Here is a 16,765-nt window from a genome sequence, read left to right on the forward strand (position 1 = left end):
GGCATAGTTCGCCTAAACATGTACTTTCTTTCCGTCTTCCAAGACCAACGCGAAATCGTGGTACGGCGACCGTTCTCGGACTTTGCCGAGGCGATCGCCGCTTGCGGCGAGTACTATGAGCCGAGGGCGGTTGGAGCGGCCCTTGAGTTCAGTGTGCAGGTGACCGGCAAGATATTTCGCCGTGCTACCGCTCAGCTAACGCGACCAGAGGACGTCCCTTCCGAGCAGGCCAATTCGCCCGTTGGGTGGAGAGCGGCGAAGCAATCAAACGCCTTTCGTTTCGACTTCTCCTATACCTTCCTGGTCGAAAGCGATGCTGGCATCGAGCAGGCTGAGGAGTGGCTGCGCGACGAAGAAGCAGACGCCGAATAGCAACAGCCTTCTTGCTCAGGGCTGAAGGTCAGATGACCGCAACAGGCTGCAGCCGGCCAATAGCGGCTGTTGAAGAGGAAGGAGAATTTTTTGCCCAACACGGCGCACCTTCTACCAGTCGACAAACACGATCTCCCAAAGGCAGAAGCAATCGTCGCTCTCGGCTACCCAGCCGTCGACGCGCTGCTTCCTGCGTTGCTCGCCTGGATGCAAGACATCAACTGGCCTGTCACAAAGGTCCTCACTCCCTTCTTGGCCGGAATTGGTGAGCCGCTGGCACCTCATTTGCACGCGATCTTCGAATCCGAGGATTACGTCTGGAAGTACTGGGTACTCGAGAAACTTGTTGATCCGTCATCTCAACTCGCGGCGGCGGTCGAGCCGCACCTTCTGCGCATGGCCCTGAACCCGAGCGCAGGCGAAACCGACGAAGGGGTTGATGTGATCGCTCGCAGGATTCTTGCGAAGAGGGCCGCCTGAGCAGGACGCTATTGAGGATTGGGAAGGCACCTCTGGCTCATCTCTGCTCCGCCGCTTGTGGCAACATCCGGCCAAAGCAGACCTTCGCCACGTTGGCCTAGATGGCAGCTGGCGAACAACATAATCGCCGCAAGCACGCCTGCCGAACTCCGATGAAATTCAATGATCTTGCCCGCAAGGCCGCCAAGGGCTCCGGCCCACTGTCCTACGGTGGCGCGGTTCATCCGGAAGACTTGATTCGGTTTTCACTCGCGTACGGCGCGGACGGTGCTGATGAGATTGAGCGGCTCTGCGAGCAGCATGGATGGCACCAGGACGGCGTGCTGGCAGACGGAACAAGAGTAACGCCGCTCGCGCGCTGGGCTGCAGCCTGCATCGCCTACGGCCGCGGCGGCATCGCCTCACTGAAGCAGTTGCTCGCCGATCGAGCACTTGCAATATTTGCCATTGCGGTTTTAAGCGAAGTTCGCTCTGAATCTAGCGTAACGGTGTTGTTGGACTACTGCATGTCGACCACCCCTCTATCGGACGAGCCAGATGATCCGTTCTGGCGAGCGCTGGGCGCGTTGAACGGATTGACGAGCTTCGATGACGGGTTGGTGCCGCCGCAAGAACAACAGAAAAAGCTGCAAGAGCTCGTGATCAGAACATTCTCCAACTCCGGGACGGCATATCAGCAGACGCTTTGCCTGTGCGCGTTGAGAGGAGCGCCCATCGAAGGTTCATTGGAGTGGGCAGAAGCCCAGACGGTGAACGATCCTGGGGCGATGCGCGCAAGATCTACCGCGATAAAGTCCCTCCGGCGACGCCGTTCCGACGCTTACAAGCCGCCTAGTGCTGAGGAGAAACGTCAAATCCGCAGGCAGCGAGCGCTCGATGTCTAGCGCGCTAGCTGCGTCCTTGCTCTCGATCTCGAGGCGACTTCGAGTCCGTTAAGGCAGAGCCCGCACTCGGCCAACAGCGGACATCGACCACTGAGGCTTAAATCCACCACCACGTATGACCACTGAAGAGCTGCTTCGCTCCTACATCGAAGATGGACAGCCAGCCGCTGAACTAGAGCGCATGCTGGACAGCGCAACTGAACGGCAGGCGTTGTACCGATTGCTATTCAAAACGCAGCCTCGTCCCTATCGCCGGTTACTTCTTCGCTTGCTGGACAAGGAGATTTCATTCAGAACCGCCGTCTGGGAAGGAAGCGTTGCGGGCGACGAGGAAAGCGCGGAGGGGATTTTCCACTGTGCCTACCTGCTCAGCCGGTGTGGCGAGCCTGCGGATGCACTAGAGATCTGGAAGGCCCAGTATTTAAACCAGGACGTCGGTGAACTGGAGGTCGGATTTTTTGTTGGTGCTGGCGTGGCACCGACACTGGCGTTCTTGGCCGGAGCGGATGATGAAACGTCGCAGGAGGTCAGGGAGTACATCCGCAGTTCGCTAAGCAATCCCGATGCGAGTAGATGGCTGGAGGCTTGGGAAGCGTCACGCTACGCTGCTTTAGCCAGGAACAGTTAACGCACTTTCGCTCAAGCGAGAGACGCCTGTGCTTGTGGAGCATGAAGCGAGTGGCTGCATCGGAGCAAGCGCGATGTCCGCTTCAGACCCAAAGCTCCAAGGCCGCGACCGGCTACAGTCGGTCAGAACCAGACTTTGGAATGATCGATGGATAACGACTTCTCAATCGAGGTGTTTGCCCCGAAAGGCCATGAGGCCCTCAGGCCCCATCTGCCTTCATGTCCGTTCCCGTTGACCATCGAGTGGTCAGAGGAGGCGAATACCGGGGTGCTTGTTCAGGACCGAGTGTCGCCCACGACCGGCTTCTTCTTCGAAGCGCGCGAGGGCGATTCGTACTTGTACGGAGCTTGCGGCGCTGACCGCGACATTGAAGGCCTTTCGGCCGTGCTTCGTGCTGCTGGAATGTCCCACCACATTGAGCGAGTCCGACACGAACTCGATACTGACGACGAGTTCATCGCTTACCTCGATGAGAACGACGGCAAACCAGAACGATGGCTTTTCTCACGCGGTTGATACCTAGCTGAACGACCGCTTCGGAGCAAAACGAACTTCGGCTTCGGGCCCGAAGCTCCGAGGTCGCGACCGGCTACAGTCGGCCAAGACCGGTCATTCGGTGCGAGCACTCAATTTCATGGAAATGTTCATTCGCTAGCATCGACGAACCTTCCTTTTTCTTGGAACAGAAAGCATGTCTGGAAAAGATAGCTGGCCGCGGGAAAAGCGGTGGAAAGACCTCTACACGCGATCCGACAAGGTGGCTCGGGCCGATCAACTCGGATTCGACTATCCGCGGGTCTCGGAAAATCAGCTTCTGCGCGAAGCTGCGAGCGAGTTCGTCGGCGAGGGGCGAAACGTCTTGTTCGTCTGCAGCAGGAATCAGTGGCGCAGTCCCACCGCCGAGCAGGTCTGGCGCAAGCACCCCAAGTTGTCCGTTCGCTCGGCCGGAACGAGTCCGAATGCCCGACGCAAGTTGTCGGTAGAGGACATTCGCTGGGCCGACGTGATCTTGGTGATGGAGGAGAAGCACAAGTCACGACTGCTCGCCGAGTTCACCCGGGTGATCGCTGAAAAACCGGTTCACGTCATGGACATCCCCGACAACTACAAGTTTATGGATCCAGAACTGGTTGAAGAACTGCAGTCGTCGGTCGCGGCAATCCTTGGGCTGGAATGTGATTTCGCAATCGGCAGGCCCCTCGACTGACGTCAGCCGGCCAAGAGCGGACGCTCGTTGGGTCGATCCAACTCATCCCTCTGACTGACTAGCGTCGATGGAAGACAGAGCGAGCACGCCAGCCGCGTCTCATTGCATTGATTGACAGCACCAATTCGAAAAAATGAATTACATCCTTGAGTGTTCGCTTGCCGCTGCCTTGGTAGCAGGGCTTATTGGTTGCGCCAGCAGGCCCGCTGACGCCCCCTCCAATGCTCCAGCAAGCACAAGTGTCTGCGCTCGCCAATACGCAGAATCGGCCACCAGCGCAGAGCAATTGCAAGCATTGCTCGATCGTTGCGGCTGGGATACCGAGGCATCCATTCCCGCCCTGCAAAAGCTCAACGGTTTGCCAGCCCCAAGCAATCTGCAGCCCATTGCTCTCAAGCGGCGTGTTGCCGGGGCGCAGGTGGTCGCGGTTACCCTCGAGGCGGACGTTTTTTTCAACCTCATGCAAGCCTACCCGCATCCCCTTGCCTTCTCCAAACTGGACCAGCTCGCAGCCAGGATCAGCGAGGGGTTCGAGGTGACTCGCATCGAGATCACCGGCTACGCAGATCCCAACGAACGCACCGAGATGCCGCAGTGGGCTGTGGACCGCAAGCGTGCAGAGTTCATGCGCAAGTATTTCGAGGCCCGTGGCATCCCGCCAGGCCGCATCATCGTGACGGCCGCTGCGCCCAGACATGAGAACACCCTCGAAGGGCGCGCGCGGGACCGTTCGACCGCGGTGAAGGTTGTCATCCTTCGTCAGAATAAAACCTGACCACCACACACCTGATCGCTACATGAAGGTCGTCGCCAGACATACGTAGGGGCCGTGTACCGCACTCGTTAAGTGACCGCTTTGGAGCAAGGCGTACAGCCGGATAGGGCCCCTAGCGGAAGTTCATGCTTCTCCGAAGCAGACCTTCAAACTCCGCGATGCGGACAAAGATTGTCTCAACGCCTGTCTTTCGACACCCATTCCAAAATGGCGTTGATGCTCGTTGGCTGACCCGCTTCTGCTTTCAATCTGTCGGCATCAGCAGGGGGCAATGCCTGAGAAACTAATTGAAGCGGAAGCCCTCGAAGAGATTCGGCTGCGGTCAAGCGCACCGTCGCCGGCCCTACGCGGTACATCGCCAGAAGCAACGCCGCCTCTCTTGCAGACATGTCCCAGCCAAGTACGTAGGCGAGCCTGTCTTGCCAATCCACACTCTGGGTTTCCCAGCCAGCGGCCATCTCCGCAAAATCCACATCGCCCATTTCGCGGATAGCCGCCTGCGAGTGTTTGCACCCTTCGTCATACCAATAGTCGACGCTTGAGGTATTGATGAAGGATGGGTCAAACATTCTGAACTTCCGCTCCTGGCCGCTTTCTGCGCGCAGCGCGAGGGCCGGCATGCCAAAACAGACAGGTCAAACCCGCTTGGCGGGTAGCTTAGCAGCGACGAGCGCGAACAAAGCAGAGTGATCTACCTCGCCAAGGTTGGAAACGAACCCGAAGCGTCCATCCCGCCGGAACACCGTGACCCATTCATAGAGTTCATCAACCAGCCAATCGGGCGACGCCTCCAGAAGATCAAGTGAAGCGCCGCTCGCAAGTTGCTCTGCGACCCAAAACGTTGCATCTGATCGCATAGCATCTAAGCGCAGGAAGCCAGTCTCCCGCTCGAGCGCATACGTCTCCTCCAGAGTGCGATGCAACTTAGCAAGTAGAGCGGCCGGTGATTTCATGGATGTCCGTTGATGGCCGCAGGCTGACTTAAGTCCCGTGGCGGCAAGGGTTCCTAAGGCCATATAGGTAACCCCCAAAAATCGCTGATGCCATAGGAATTCCGAAGGACCAGCCAAAGAACCAGATTGGACCGGTCTGAGCCTCAGGGCTTGCTAGCATAACCAGCGGAAACAGCAAGCCAAGGGCTCCCGCAGCGCTCGCTTGAACCAACGGTCGGCCCCGCCCGTAGTGGGCGGATACATAGCCGCCGAGTGCGGCCGCGCAAACAGTTGCGAGCATGCTCAGAAGGCCGACCGTTGAAAAAAAGCTCGACGCAAGCAAGCTGGCTGCTTGCTCCCGCGACGCTCCCTTCGCCATCCACACTCGTTGACTGACAACCGCAACCAGCGTGCCAAGAAAGGCTTGGCCACCGGCGGAAAATCCGGCGCCGAGCACAGCGGCTCTCCATGAAAAGCCTGAAACGCCGGTGTGCGCAGCCGAGGGGGTGGTCATTTTTACGGTTCAAGTATGGACGGCAGGGCATTTCGGTCTAACAAGCAGGCCTGGTCTTGCCCGCATTCTGCCGCCAGCGAATGACTGGTTCTGGTCGCATCGTACCGGCACGGCGAACGGCCGGCTCTAGCCGGTCCCGTGCGTTCTCCAGCCATGATGGGCTTAGTTGATAATTTCCCCCATGCCCTCCTGCACACGGCGCCTCAGTTCCCGAACGAACCCGGCATCGAAGGTCTCCCAGGACTCGATCTCACCGACGACCTTCAAAGGATGCCGGCTTCTGTATGAGCGCGTCGGATTTCCAGGAAACTTCTTGTCCGTCACGTTGGGATCGTTCTCGAATTCGCCGGTCGGCTCGACGTTCCAATGCTACGGCGACTCACCTGAGCAACAATCCCCAAGTCGCACCAGATTGGGGGTGGAATATGAATGTCACTGTTGCAACCCTGCAGGCCTTCGCCGTTGCTTGGAACAGCCACGATGTTGAATCGCTCATGAGCTTCATGACAGACGACTGTGTGTTCGAAGCGTCCGCCGGCCTCGAGGTTTGCGGAACCTCGTACGTCGGCAGAGAGGCCGTTCAGGCCGGCTTCTCCGATGCCTGGAAGACTTTTCCCGACGCGCGGTGGCTTTATCCTCATCACTTCGTTTGCGGCGACCGCGGGGTGTCCGAATGGACATTCACCGGAACGCAGGCAGACGGCTCGCGCGTCGAGGTCAACGGTTGCGACGTGTTCACTTTCCGGGAGGGAAAGATTGCGGTCAAGAACTCGTACCGCAAGAATCGCCCGCCACTTCCGGCGAGATAGCGCGCCACCTTTTTCCACTCTTGCCGGCCGAGTATCCATCGAAGTTGCCTCCAAATTCGAGCAACACCACGCAGGTCCTCCACCGGGCACCTTCTTGGAGCGGCTCATGGACAAACGATGGTGCACCGCTTGCGGCTGTGCATTCCTCGCTCGTGCGCAGGCGCCCCACCAACGCTACTGCGCAGAGCCTCAGTGCCAGCGCGAACGACGACGACTTTGGCAGCAAACAAAGCGGCGAAGCGATCTCGACTACCTCCAGAACCAGGTGCAGGCCCTGCGCGCGTGGTCGAAACGAAATTCTGCCTACTGGTCAGCGTATCGGGAAAGTCACCCCGAATACGCAGCCCGCAACCGCATCAATCAACGCATTCGCAACGCCAAGCGCTCCACCGCCGGTATTGCAAAGATGGGTGCGTCGAATGGCACGCCATTCTTCGATGACAAGCTCTACGAACTGCGCCCGCTAGAGGGCCTCGGATTTGCAAAGATGGTCGTGGACTGTTCAGATCACGGTGCTTGCTCACCAGCACCTCTGACCGCGCCAAATTTCGGTGATTGCAAAGAGAGGACTTGATCGATCCCTGAGCACAGGACTGGTACCTTGCCGATCTGCGGGCACCCGGTGTCGCCAGGCGTTCGCTGCGAAGAATTCGCTTGAACGGACTGGATGGGTACTTACATGGACACAAGTGCACCCCAGCCTGTCCCCTGTGTTGGGCTGGCTTGCGGTGCTAGACAGCTCGAATTCACGCCTTTCTGTATGCCAATGTGTCGCATGGCGACTCGGATACATGAGGGTCCAAAAACCCCGGCGGCTCGACACATCGGAGATACAAGCGATCGATTCAATCGACGCATCGGACAAGACCCGGGTGAGACCGGTTCAGCCGATGTACCGCTCAATCCCGTTGTTGAAGGAATCCACGATGAACACCCGAAAGCTTCTGACCGCCATCGCCGCCATGTCGCTCGCCTCGCTTCTCTCCGCTGGCGCCAGTGCCGAGGAATATCAGGGCGTGCTGCAGTTCAGTTCCACCGCGAGCCGTGCCGATGTGCGCGCGCAGGCCGCAGTTGCCGCCCGCAGCGCCGACCCATATGCCGAAGGCGCGTCGGCCGGAGTACCTGTTGCAGTCGCAGGCCTGGCCGATCGCGCGTCGATCCGCGCCGAGGCCGTCGCTGCTGCTCACGCCGGCAATCCCTATGGCGATGGTGCTTCCGTCGGCACCCCATCCCGCTCCGGCACTGGGTTCGCCCGCATCACGGTGCGCAGCGGCGCCTGATGCAGCGAGTTCTTCCCAATTATCAAGATAACGGAGCATCCAATGAAAACGACTCGGCTCATGGCGGCAGCGTTGCTGGTCGCCGCTTTCGGTGGCATGGGACCGCTGGCCTATGCCCAGCCCTCCGGACTGGGACGCACCGACGTCCTGCAGCACGATCTCGGCATCGCGGAGCGCAAGGTCGTGCAGGTACGCGTCGACTTCGCGCCGGGCGTGTTGGCACCGAGGCACTCGCATCCGGGCGTGGAAGTCGCCTATGTCCTCGAAGGCACGATCGAATACCAGATCGACGGCAACCCGCCGGTGACGCTCAGGAAGGGAGATGCCTTGTTCATCCCGGACGGCGCGATTCACTCGGCCAGGAACGTGGGCGACGGCAAGGCGTCGGAACTCGCCACCTATGTCGTTGAAAAGGGCAAGCCCGGCTTCGTGCCGGCGAAGTAGGCAAACACGACGCGACCGGCTGCGTACACAGCGATCGACAAGCCGGCGACTGGCTGAACGTTGCCGCCCTGCAAATCTCACCGACTCCCGTTGGAGACCAACATGAAAAAACTGTCCCTCGTTGCCGCCGCAGCGCTTGCCTCGCTCGCCCTGACTTCCGTCCATGCGGCAGGCGAGGCCGCGGTGGAGGTCGGGCGCCCGGCGCCGATCCTGCCGATCGCGGCGGAGTCGCAGCCCAAGCTGGTCGTTTATTCGCCGTTGCCCGAGGCACTGGCGCGGGGAGTCGTGATCATCCAGTACCGGACCGAGAACGTGCGCGTCATCCCGGTCTTCGGCGAGGGGGCTCGAAGCGTGTCGCCGCGTGTAGGCCACCTTCACATCACGGTCGATGACCGGCCGGGCACCTGGGCGCACACCAGCTCGGACCCGATCATCGTCGTCGGGCTCACGCCCGGCGTGCACAAGATGTTGATCGAGGTCGCCGACCCGACCCACAAGATTCTGACCAGCGAGACCGTTTCAGTGACCGTTCCAGACCGGCCGGCCGCAGCGCCGCAGGCCCACGCGCATTGAGGCGGTTGCCTCGACTTGCATCCCATCGTCGCCTGAAGGGACCAGGAATGCGTAGCGAGCCAGCAAGCAGCAATCTGATCGCTTCCTTCGCCGCCCCAGCAGGACAAAGGCGTCAAACCTTCGCGGGGGCTTCTCTTTTGGGATCCGGCGGCCAGGTGAGGAACTCGCGCGTATGACCGGCATGCAGCGATTGCCGACATCTGCAGAACACGTACGAATGGGTACTTTCGGCCAACACCGGACGGTCGATCTCGCCTCAGAATTCGTTCGGAAGCGGACATTTGCAGCGCGCGTCCGACGATACAGTCGGGTCAACCAGACATTCGAGAAGAAGAGGTTAGATGGGACGAGTAGTACTCGAAGACCCGTATCGTGGGACGAAGTTTATTGCGCAACCCTCGCGGCCAAGGCCACGCGCACGGATTCGATCGCGGTATCGGCGGTGCAGATGCGGTGTTGCAGTTCGGCGTTAAGCAACCTCAAGAGCGCGCCGAGTTCGCTCCGGTTCATGTAGACCTCTGCCGGGTCTTTCAAGCGCTGTGTCTCGATGAGTCCTTCGAGGCATGCGTATGCGCGGTGCACGTCGTGAATGTTGTTGATGTCATCGGACGCCTGAAGCGCGAGCGACTCGGCGCTGTCTTGCAGCGGGCACAAGCTTGATTCAGCTGCGGCGTCTGGACTTGGTATCGCGTCCGGCGCAGCTGTGACGTTTTCGGAAGGGGTGGGGAGCGCGGGGGCGCGAGCGGATGCAGCCATGAGTGGCCTCCAAGAGGTGCGGTTTGCGAAAACCGCCGCATTCGCTGCTAAACGATGGCGGCGACTCGGACGGGTTAGCAGACCGGGCACCTCTTGCGAGAACCGGCAGGGCTCGCGCCCTCCCATCCGAGCCGCCAAAACTGGAGGCACGAACGAAAAAGCCGCAAGGCTCTGCGGGGAACTGCGGCTTTCGTCGCAGAGGTGCTTCGGGCTGCTAAACCCAATCACGCCATGGTGGGACGTGATGGGCGCAGTATAGCGAGCAGGCTTTCTCAAATTCCCAAGGGGCCGACCACCTGCCCGGCATCTGTCCGACATCCTCTCTCCCCAAAATCTCCGACCGTGCCATGAAGACACTTTCAGGAGAATTGCATGGCTCAACCTAACCAACCAATCGACAGGAGCGAATCCCACAGCCCCGGTCATCCCGCACCATCGCCAGCAGACCTGAAAAGGGCCGCCGACGAATTCACCGAAGGGCCGAACGTCGAAGCAAGCCCCTGGGAGCTCCAGGCCGCGCGGGGAGAAACACCGCTCGAAGGCCCGCGGGCGGAAAATGCCCTCGATTGGGACGAGTTCCTGGCGCGCTACGGCGAGTGGAAAGAGGCGACCGTTCGTTTCGAGGCCGCCGTTCGCGAGATGAAGGCGGGCTCAGAGCAAGCCCGCTTGCAGGCGCAGGAGATAGCGCGCGAGCTTGCGCGCCTGCACCATGCGTTCATGGAGTCCTCGCAGCCTTACTTCCAGGCGTCGAAGGTCGATTGAGGAGGAGGACGCTCCCCGCCGCCACCGCATGGTTCGGCGGGGATGCGCTCAACGTTCCCTCTGGCTCTCTTACAGACCGTAGTACTTGTCCACCGTGCCGCTGTACGTATCGTCGTAGTCAGGCACGCGGTCGCTCGCATACTTGGGCGCGCCTTCGAGCTGCGCCTTGTCCAGCGGCACCACATAGCCGTCCTGCGAAAGGTCGTACTTCAGCATGGGCCAGGGAATCGGATAGCGGTCGGTGCCCATGCCCAGGAAGCCGCCGAACTCCATCACGGCGTAGCGGACCTGGCCCGAAACCTTGTCGATCATGAGGTCGTCGATGGTGCCGAGTTTGTCGCCCGCCGCGTTGTACACGGTGGTCCCCTCGACACGCTCTGAAGAAATAACCGGATTGGAACTTGTCATGGAAGGATGTCTCCGGCCGGCATTTCTGGGGATGACGGCGTTCAATGTTGCAAAGCCCAGAGCTGCAACTCTCCGCGTTCGAAAATTCAGCCACATCGGTCGAGAGACCGTCGTGTTGTAGGCGCCTTTCGGCCGCCTGCGCGTGTTGCAGCCCGCAAGATGCGCTGGAAGGTCGGGCATTCCATGTGACTGGGCGCGGGGCAGGCGGTGGCATGGCGCAGGCCGTCGCGCATGGCAGTGAGCTTGCGAATAGTCTTGTCGAGCTCGTCGGCCTTGGCCGCGAGCACTTGCCGGTCGATGCGCGGCACTCCCCCGGGCGCGAACATGTGGCCGATCTCTTCGAGCGAAAAGCCCGCGGAACGGCCCACTGCGATGAGCGCCAGCCGCTCGAGCACGTCTGCGTCGAACAAGCGGCGCAGGCCGCGCCGGCCGGTGGAGGCGATGAGCCCCTTCTCTTCGTAGAAGCGCAGCGTCGATGCGGGAACGCCCGATTGCTGCGCCACTTCGGCAATGTCCAGATGAATTGCTGCCATTACCTCTTGACCTCAAGTCGACTTGAAGTTGCACAGTCTAGCTTCCGCCTCTTGGGGCATGCAAGGAAAACGACGACCATGAATATCAAACAGCACACCGCGGAAGGCCACGAACAGGCCGCGCTCTGGAACGGCCGCGCAGGGCGCGCCTGGGTCGATGCTCAGGCCTCGCTCGACCGGTTGTTCGCGCCGTTTGAAAACCTGCTGGTGAGCGAGGCACGCACTGCGGCTGCGCGCCGGGTGCTCGACGTGGGCTGCGGAACGGGTGCGACCACGCTGGCCATCGCACGGACGCTCGGCGGGGAGGGCGCCTGCACCGGCGCCGACATTTCCGAGCCGATGATTGCCGCAGCGCGCGCACGCGCCGAGCGGGAGGGCGCCTCCGCAAGCTTCATTTGCGGCGATGTGCAGAGATACCCTTTCGAGTCGGCAAGCTTCGACATGATCGTGTCGCGTTTCGGCGTGATGTTCTTCGACAGCCCGGTGCAGGCCTTTGCAAACCTGCGGCACGCCGCCAACGATGGCGCGGCGCTTCGGGCAATTGCGTGGCGCAGCGCTGCAGAAAACCCGTTCATGACCACTGCCGAGCAGGCTGCGGCGCCTCTGCTGCCAAATCTGCCAGTCCGCAAGCCAGGCGCGGCGGGGCAGTTTGCTTTTGCAGATCGGGATCGGGTCGCTTCGATCCTCGAAGAGAGCGGCTGGGGCGGCATCGACATTCGTGCGATCGACGTGGAGTGCACTTTTTCAGAAAGCGATCTGCTGGGCTATCTCACCCGGCTCGGCCCCGTCGGCCTGGCTCTCCAGGACGAGGCTGACGAGCGCAGGCGCGCGGAGGTCGTCGAAACCGTTCGCGCCGCGTTCGAGCCGTATGTATACGGCGCCGGGGCTCGCTTCACCGCCGCCTGCTGGATGATCGCCGCTCAGGCGCTTTCGGTGCCGGCCGAGCCGAAGGGAGCCACCCATGCCTGAGGCCGTGAGTTACGTGGTGTGCGCCGTGCTGATTGGCTCCGGCGCAACGGCGGTGATGGACATCTGGGCGGTCGTGCGCAAGCGGCTGCTGGGCGCTCCCTCGCTCGACTACGCCCTGGTCGGCCGCTGATTCGTCTATCTGGGGCGTGGGCGCTTTCGACACCATCCGATTGCTGCCTCGCCGCCGGTGAAGGGCGAGCGGCTGATCGGCTGGATTGCTCACTACCTGACCGGAATTTTGTTTGCGGGCGTGCTGCTCGCGTTGTGGGGACTTGGCTGGGTTTTTCAGCCGTCGCTCGGCCCTGCATTGATTGTCGGAATCGGCAGCGTGGTGGCCCCGTTCTTCTTGATGCAGCCGGGCATGGGCGCGGGCATTGCGGCCAGCCGCACGCCGCGCCCGGCCGCGGCGCGCTTGCAGAGCCTGGTGACGCACGGGGTATTCGGCCTTGGGCTTTATGGCGCCGGCTGGGTTGCGAAGTGGGTGCTGATTGCGAGCACGTCGGTGCTATTCAACCCAGCAGTCGCGGCACCAGTTGCACCGTAAGTGCACCGATGATTCCCTGCGCGGTCACGCAGTGCCACATGAGCCCGGTGTTGTCGATGGTCGCGCGGGCCGCGGGCTGCAGCCGGCCCGTCCAGGAGCGCACCAGCACGTAGCCGCCCATCAGCATCAGCACGGCGATGTGAAAGGCCTGGTAGCCCAGCAGCATGCCGACCGATGCGCTCCAGCCTTCCGCACGCGGGTCGAGCGATTCCAGCAAATGCCCGCCGATGTCGAGCGCGGCTGAGGCAGCCGCGCCGGCCATGGCCAGCGCCACGAGCACGCGCAGCCAGCGCTGGCCGCGCGCATGCGAGGTGCGGACCATGCGCGTGGCAGCCAGCATGGCGCCCGAACTGGCCGCGAGCAGCAAGGCCGCGGCCAGCGGCCAGCGCATGGCCGGCAGCGCGGCACCGGGCGGCGGGCACACGTCGCTCGCCATTGCCAGGTGCACGTGGGTGTAGAGCAGCGAGACGAAGATCGTCATGTCCACCGCAATCAGCACGATCATCGCCCACCATGAATGCGATGTGCTGCCGTGCGCGCCCACCGGCAGATGCACGCCGTGGCCCACGTCCACGGTTGCAACCGGCGGCGGCTGATCCGAATCCCACAACCAGCGCAGGATGAACGCTACAGCGAGTACGCCGCATGCAAACGCCGGCAGCGGCTGCGAAACCGTCAATAGAAGAAAGAAGCCCGCCGTGCCCGCGGCCGCTCCCAGCGGCCACCAGCTGTCGGTGGGCAGGCGCAGCAGGTGCAGCGGCCGTGCGTCGCGCAGGCTGGTCATCAGCGTTTCCCGGCCGCCGAACACAGTGCCGGGCAGCCAGTGGTGGCCGGCCTCGACTTCTCGCGGCAGCGCGGGGTTCTTCCACAGCGGGTAGGCCGAATCGACCTGCGGGATGCTGCGCGCGCCGTATTCCCGCGGCGGCAGCCATTCGAGCGTGCCCGCGCCCCATGGATTGCCGTGGTCGGTGGAGGGCCGCCGCAGCGTGCGGAACGCATCGATGAAAAAGATCAGCAACCCGGCGGCCAGGATGTAGGCACCCACGGTCGACAGCATGTTGAGCGCGTTCCAGCCCAAGCTGCCGTCATAGGTGTACACGCGCCGCGGCATGCCGAGCATGCCCGCGATGTGCATTGGAAAGAACGCCAGGTTGAAACCGCCGAACATCAGCCCGAACACCCAGCGGCCCCAGCGCTCCGACAGGCAATGGCCGTTGAAGAGCGGTGCCCAGTAGTAGAACCCCGCAAACACCGGAAACACCATGCCACCGATCAGCACGTAATGCAGGTGTGCAACGACGAAGTAGCTGTCGTGCGCCTGCCAGTCGAAGGGCAGCACCGCCACCATCACCCCGGTCAGGCCGCCCAGCACGAAGATGAAATGAAAGCCGAGCAGGAACAGCGTGGGCGCGTTCAGCGCCACGCGGCCGCGCCAGAAGGTGGCGATCCATGCGAACACCTGCACGCCGCTCGGTATGGCGACGATGAAGCTCGCTGCCGACACGATCAGCAGCGAGAGGTTGCCCAGCCCCGCGGTGAACATGTGGTGCGCCCACAGTGCAAAGCTCACCACGCCCACGCCGATGAGAGCCAGCACCACCGCGCGGTGGCCCACCAGCGGCGTGCCCGCAAGCGTGGCCACCATCATCGAGACCATGCCCGCCGCCGGCAGGAAGATGATGTAGACCTCCGGGTGGCCGAAGAACCAGAACAGGTGCTGCCACAGCAGCGGATCGCCGCCGCGCGCGGGAATGAAAAAGGGCCAGTCGAAAGCGCGCTCCAGCTCCAGCAGCATGGTGGCGGCAATCACGGCCGGAAACGCGATGACGATCATCAGCGCGCTCACCAGCATGGCCCAGGCAAAGATGGGCATGCGCATCAGCTTCATGCCCGGCGCGCGCGTGAACAGAATGCCCACGATCAATTCGATGGCGCCTGCAATGGCCGAGATCTCGATGAAACCGATGCCCAACAGCCACCAGTCGGCGCCGCGCCCGGGAGAAAACTCCTTGCCGGTGAGCGGCGGATACATGAACCAGCCGCCGTCCGGAGACTCGCCGAAAAAAATGGTGCAGAAGAAGGCCAGGCCGCCGATGAAGTAGGCCCAGAACGCATAGGCGGAGAGCAGCGGAAACGGCAGGTCGCGCGCACCGAGCATGCCGGGTAGCAAATAGATGGCCACGGCCTCGACGATGGGAACCGCAAACAGGAACATCATCACGGTGCCGTGCATCGTGAAGAGCTGGTTGTAGGTGTTGGCGTCGATCAGGCTGTTGCCGGGCACTGCCAGCTGCGTACGCATCAGGAGCGCCAGGATGCCGGCCAGCACAAAGAACAGCATGGCCGCGGCAATGTAGAACACGCCGATGCGCGTGTTGTTGACCGCCGAGAGCTGCCGCCAGCCAGTGGGCGGCTTCCAGGCACGCTCCAGCGCCTCGCGCTCCCTCTCGGGGCGAGGCGGCAGGTTTGCAACGTCGTTCGCAGCGTGGGTCATTTCAGTTGCGCGAGCCAGGCCGCGATCAGTTGAAGGTCGGCCTCGCCGATGCGCTCGGCGGACGAAGGCATGCGTGCACCCGGCTTGAGCTGCTGCGTGTGGGCAACCCACGCGGCCAGTTGGGCGGGTTCATTGGGCACGGTGCCGGCGCCCAGGTGCAGCCGGCTGCCCACGTGGGTGAGGTCGGGGCCGAGGCGGCTTTCTTCGCTCACGCCGCGCACGGTGTGGCAGGCGTTGCAGCGGTGCGCAAGAAAGGCTTCGCGGCCACGCTCGACGTCGCGCGGCAACGCGGGTGAGGTGGCCGCGGTGGCCGCCGGCTTTGCCTGTGCCGCAAGCCAGGCGTCGAAGGCCTCGGGTTCCTCAGCCACCACATGCAGAGCCATGCGCGCGTGCTGCTCGCCGCAGTATTCGGCGCACTGGCCGCGCCAAGTGCCGGGCCGGTCCGCCTGCAGCTGCAGGTGTTGCACGCGGCCCGGCAGCATGTCCATCTTGCCGCCGAGCGAAGGCACCCAGAAGCTGTGGATCACGTCGGCGCTGCCAAGCCCGAAGTAGACGGGCCGCCCGACGGGAATGCGGATTTCGTTCGCGGTGACCACCTCGGCGCCGGTGGCGGGGTCGCGGTAGCGCACCTCCCACCACCACATGTGGCCCGTCACGCCGACGATCAGCGCGTCGGGCGGCGGAATGGGGCGCCATGGCGGCCGGTGCCATTCGCTGTAGAAGAAAAGCGCGACCAGCACCACCGTCGGAAACACCAGGCCGCCGCCAATGAGCCACCAGCGCGGGTTCACGGTGCCGTTGCGGCGGCGCATTGCCAGCACCAGCAGCAGCATGACCCCGGCAAAGATGAGCGTGCCGCCGACCGCAAGCACAGTGCTCACCTCGAGCAGCGTATGGGCGACCGGCCCTGCGGCCCGGAGTGCGGATTGCGGCGGGCCTTCGCTCATTCGAGTGAGAGCAGGTAGGCCGCCATGGCGCGGGCATCGTCGGGTGAAACGCCCATGGCCGGCATGAGGGTGCCGGGCACCAGCGAGCCGGGCGCCACGATCCAGCGCTCGAGGTGCTCGGGCCCGTTCGGCACATGCCCCGCGATGTAGCTGCGGCGGCCGAACGCGGCCAGCGTGGGGCCCATGCGCCCGCGGGCCGCCTGCACGTCTGGAATGGCGTGGCAGCTGCCGCACTGGTATTGCGCGAGCAGTTGCCTTCCTCTTTCTACCTGCGCATGCGGCGCACGATCGAACGGAGGGGGGATGTCTTGCGGCATGCACCCGCCGAAGAGCAACGCCAGCGTCAGCACGGCGAACGGCAATACGGCGCGATACGGCAGGGCGGCCAACATGCCGCAATTGTGCGGACGGGAACGCGGCTTGCGCCGACACGGCGGCGCCGGAGCGCGTCGGA

22 protein-coding genes and 2 pseudogenes are annotated in these 16,765 nt (G+C 62.6%); 15 read left to right on the top strand and 9 right to left on the bottom strand.

The features are described 5' to 3' along the window. Positions 1-18 precede the first annotated feature (18 nt). From GOQ09_RS10145 to GOQ09_RS10175, 7 genes are all read left to right on the top strand, one after another. Positions 19-372, top strand: coding sequence for a hypothetical protein (locus GOQ09_RS10145; RefSeq protein WP_157613313.1), 354 nt, complete (start codon positions 19-21; stop codon positions 370-372). 90 nt (positions 373-462) lie between these two features. Then, positions 463-852 carry a DUF5071 domain-containing protein gene (locus GOQ09_RS10150; protein ID WP_157611599.1) on the top strand — a complete coding sequence of 130 codons (390 nt, stop codon included), beginning with the start codon at positions 463-465 and terminating at the stop codon, positions 850-852. Positions 853-1,004: 152 nt separating this feature from the next. Next, complete coding sequence (locus GOQ09_RS10155; protein WP_157613314.1) at positions 1,005-1,736, top strand: hypothetical protein; 732 nt, start codon at positions 1,005-1,007, stop codon at positions 1,734-1,736. Between the two features lie 115 nt (positions 1,737-1,851). After that, on the top strand, positions 1,852-2,364 hold the full coding sequence (locus tag GOQ09_RS10160) for a hypothetical protein (RefSeq protein ID WP_157613315.1): 513 nt from the start codon (positions 1,852-1,854) through the stop codon (positions 2,362-2,364). A 147-nt stretch (positions 2,365-2,511) separates the two neighbouring features. Then, a complete protein-coding gene (locus tag GOQ09_RS10165; protein ID WP_157613316.1) occupies positions 2,512-2,880 on the top strand; it encodes a hypothetical protein in 369 nt (122 codons plus the stop codon). Between the two features lie 175 nt (positions 2,881-3,055). Continuing rightward, positions 3,056-3,571 carry a low molecular weight protein tyrosine phosphatase family protein gene (locus tag GOQ09_RS10170; RefSeq protein WP_242631060.1) on the top strand — a complete coding sequence of 172 codons (516 nt, stop codon included), beginning with the start codon at positions 3,056-3,058 and terminating at the stop codon, positions 3,569-3,571. 133 nt (positions 3,572-3,704) lie between these two features. Beyond that, positions 3,705-4,346, top strand: a complete 642-nt coding sequence (locus GOQ09_RS10175) for an OmpA family protein (protein WP_157613317.1) — start codon at positions 3,705-3,707, stop codon at positions 4,344-4,346. Positions 4,347-4,522: 176 nt separating this feature from the next. On the opposite strand, the gene GOQ09_RS10180 is transcribed toward GOQ09_RS10175, so the two are convergent. The 3 genes and pseudogenes from GOQ09_RS10180 to GOQ09_RS10190 all read right to left on the bottom strand — a co-directional run. Further along, positions 4,523-4,915 carry a hypothetical protein gene (locus GOQ09_RS10180; protein ID WP_157613318.1) on the bottom strand — a complete coding sequence of 131 codons (393 nt, stop codon included), beginning with the start codon at positions 4,913-4,915 and terminating at the stop codon, positions 4,523-4,525. 66 nt (positions 4,916-4,981) lie between these two features. Next, positions 4,982-5,299 carry a hypothetical protein gene (locus tag GOQ09_RS10185; RefSeq protein WP_157613319.1) on the bottom strand — a complete coding sequence of 106 codons (318 nt, stop codon included), beginning with the start codon at positions 5,297-5,299 and terminating at the stop codon, positions 4,982-4,984. Between the two features lie 655 nt (positions 5,300-5,954). Further along, positions 5,955-6,152: pseudogene (locus GOQ09_RS10190) on the bottom strand (NAD(+)--rifampin ADP-ribosyltransferase); the annotation flags it as partial. 65 nt (positions 6,153-6,217) lie between these two features. Here GOQ09_RS10190 and GOQ09_RS10195 point away from each other — a divergent pair. From GOQ09_RS10195 to GOQ09_RS10215, 5 genes are all read left to right on the top strand, one after another. Next, positions 6,218-6,601, top strand: a complete 384-nt coding sequence (locus GOQ09_RS10195; protein ID WP_157613321.1) for a nuclear transport factor 2 family protein — start codon at positions 6,218-6,220, stop codon at positions 6,599-6,601. Between the two features lie 106 nt (positions 6,602-6,707). Further along, complete coding sequence (locus GOQ09_RS10200) at positions 6,708-7,175, top strand: hypothetical protein (protein WP_157613322.1); 468 nt, start codon at positions 6,708-6,710, stop codon at positions 7,173-7,175. Between the two features lie 352 nt (positions 7,176-7,527). Then, positions 7,528-7,881 carry a helicase SNF2 gene (locus GOQ09_RS10205; RefSeq protein ID WP_157613323.1) on the top strand — a complete coding sequence of 118 codons (354 nt, stop codon included), beginning with the start codon at positions 7,528-7,530 and terminating at the stop codon, positions 7,879-7,881. Positions 7,882-7,923: 42 nt separating this feature from the next. Continuing rightward, on the top strand, positions 7,924-8,325 hold the full coding sequence (locus tag GOQ09_RS10210) for a cupin domain-containing protein (protein ID WP_157613324.1): 402 nt from the start codon (positions 7,924-7,926) through the stop codon (positions 8,323-8,325). A 102-nt stretch (positions 8,326-8,427) separates the two neighbouring features. Beyond that, complete coding sequence (locus GOQ09_RS10215) at positions 8,428-8,898, top strand: DUF6130 family protein (RefSeq protein WP_242631061.1); 471 nt, start codon at positions 8,428-8,430, stop codon at positions 8,896-8,898. 384 nt (positions 8,899-9,282) lie between these two features. Here GOQ09_RS10215 and GOQ09_RS26310 read toward each other — a convergent pair whose 3' ends face one another. Further along, the gene (locus tag GOQ09_RS26310; protein ID WP_242631062.1) at positions 9,283-9,654 is read right to left on the bottom strand and encodes a hypothetical protein; all 372 of its coding nucleotides are present in this window, start codon (positions 9,652-9,654) and stop codon (positions 9,283-9,285) included. A 372-nt stretch (positions 9,655-10,026) separates the two neighbouring features. Here GOQ09_RS26310 and GOQ09_RS10225 point away from each other — a divergent pair, with 372 nt between their 5' ends. After that, positions 10,027-10,416: a hypothetical protein gene (locus GOQ09_RS10225; protein ID WP_157613326.1), complete on the top strand. Its 390-nt coding sequence runs from the start codon at positions 10,027-10,029 to the stop codon at positions 10,414-10,416. Between the two features lie 69 nt (positions 10,417-10,485). Here GOQ09_RS10225 and GOQ09_RS10230 read toward each other — a convergent pair whose 3' ends face one another. Together GOQ09_RS10230 and GOQ09_RS10235 are read right to left on the bottom strand one after the other, a co-directional pair. Then, positions 10,486-10,824, bottom strand: coding sequence for a PRC-barrel domain-containing protein (locus GOQ09_RS10230; RefSeq protein ID WP_157613327.1), 339 nt, complete (start codon positions 10,822-10,824; stop codon positions 10,486-10,488). 86 nt (positions 10,825-10,910) lie between these two features. Further along, the gene (locus GOQ09_RS10235) at positions 10,911-11,357 is read right to left on the bottom strand and encodes a helix-turn-helix domain-containing protein (RefSeq protein ID WP_157613328.1); all 447 of its coding nucleotides are present in this window, start codon (positions 11,355-11,357) and stop codon (positions 10,911-10,913) included. A 78-nt stretch (positions 11,358-11,435) separates the two neighbouring features. On the opposite strand from GOQ09_RS10235, the gene GOQ09_RS10240 reads away from it, so the two are divergent. After that, complete coding sequence (locus GOQ09_RS10240) at positions 11,436-12,326, top strand: class I SAM-dependent methyltransferase (RefSeq protein WP_157616647.1); 891 nt, start codon at positions 11,436-11,438, stop codon at positions 12,324-12,326. Then, a pseudogene (locus tag GOQ09_RS10245) lies at positions 12,319-12,870 on the top strand (DUF2938 domain-containing protein). Before GOQ09_RS10240 ends, GOQ09_RS10245 begins: the two are co-directional and overlap by 8 nt. Here GOQ09_RS10245 and ctaD read toward each other — a convergent pair. The 3 genes from ctaD to GOQ09_RS10260 are packed head-to-tail and all read right to left on the bottom strand — an operon-like array spanning position 12,836 to position 16,703. Beyond that, the gene (gene ctaD / locus GOQ09_RS10250; RefSeq protein WP_157613329.1) at positions 12,836-15,364 is read right to left on the bottom strand and encodes a cytochrome c oxidase subunit I; all 2,529 of its coding nucleotides are present in this window, start codon (positions 15,362-15,364) and stop codon (positions 12,836-12,838) included. The pseudogene GOQ09_RS10245 and the gene ctaD sit on opposite strands and share 35 nt — an antisense overlap. Further along, a complete protein-coding gene (locus GOQ09_RS10255) occupies positions 15,361-16,311 on the bottom strand; it encodes a cytochrome c oxidase subunit II (RefSeq protein ID WP_157613330.1) in 951 nt (316 codons plus the stop codon). The genes ctaD and GOQ09_RS10255 overlap by 4 nt, the downstream gene beginning before the upstream one ends. Beyond that, positions 16,308-16,703: a c-type cytochrome gene (locus GOQ09_RS10260; protein WP_157613331.1), complete on the bottom strand. Its 396-nt coding sequence runs from the start codon at positions 16,701-16,703 to the stop codon at positions 16,308-16,310. The genes GOQ09_RS10255 and GOQ09_RS10260 overlap by 4 nt, the downstream gene beginning before the upstream one ends. Positions 16,704-16,765: the final 62 nt, after the last annotated feature.

It is taken from the genome of Variovorax paradoxus (assembly GCF_009755665.1).
Taxonomy (GTDB): domain Bacteria; phylum Pseudomonadota; class Gammaproteobacteria; order Burkholderiales; family Burkholderiaceae_C; genus Variovorax; species Variovorax paradoxus_G.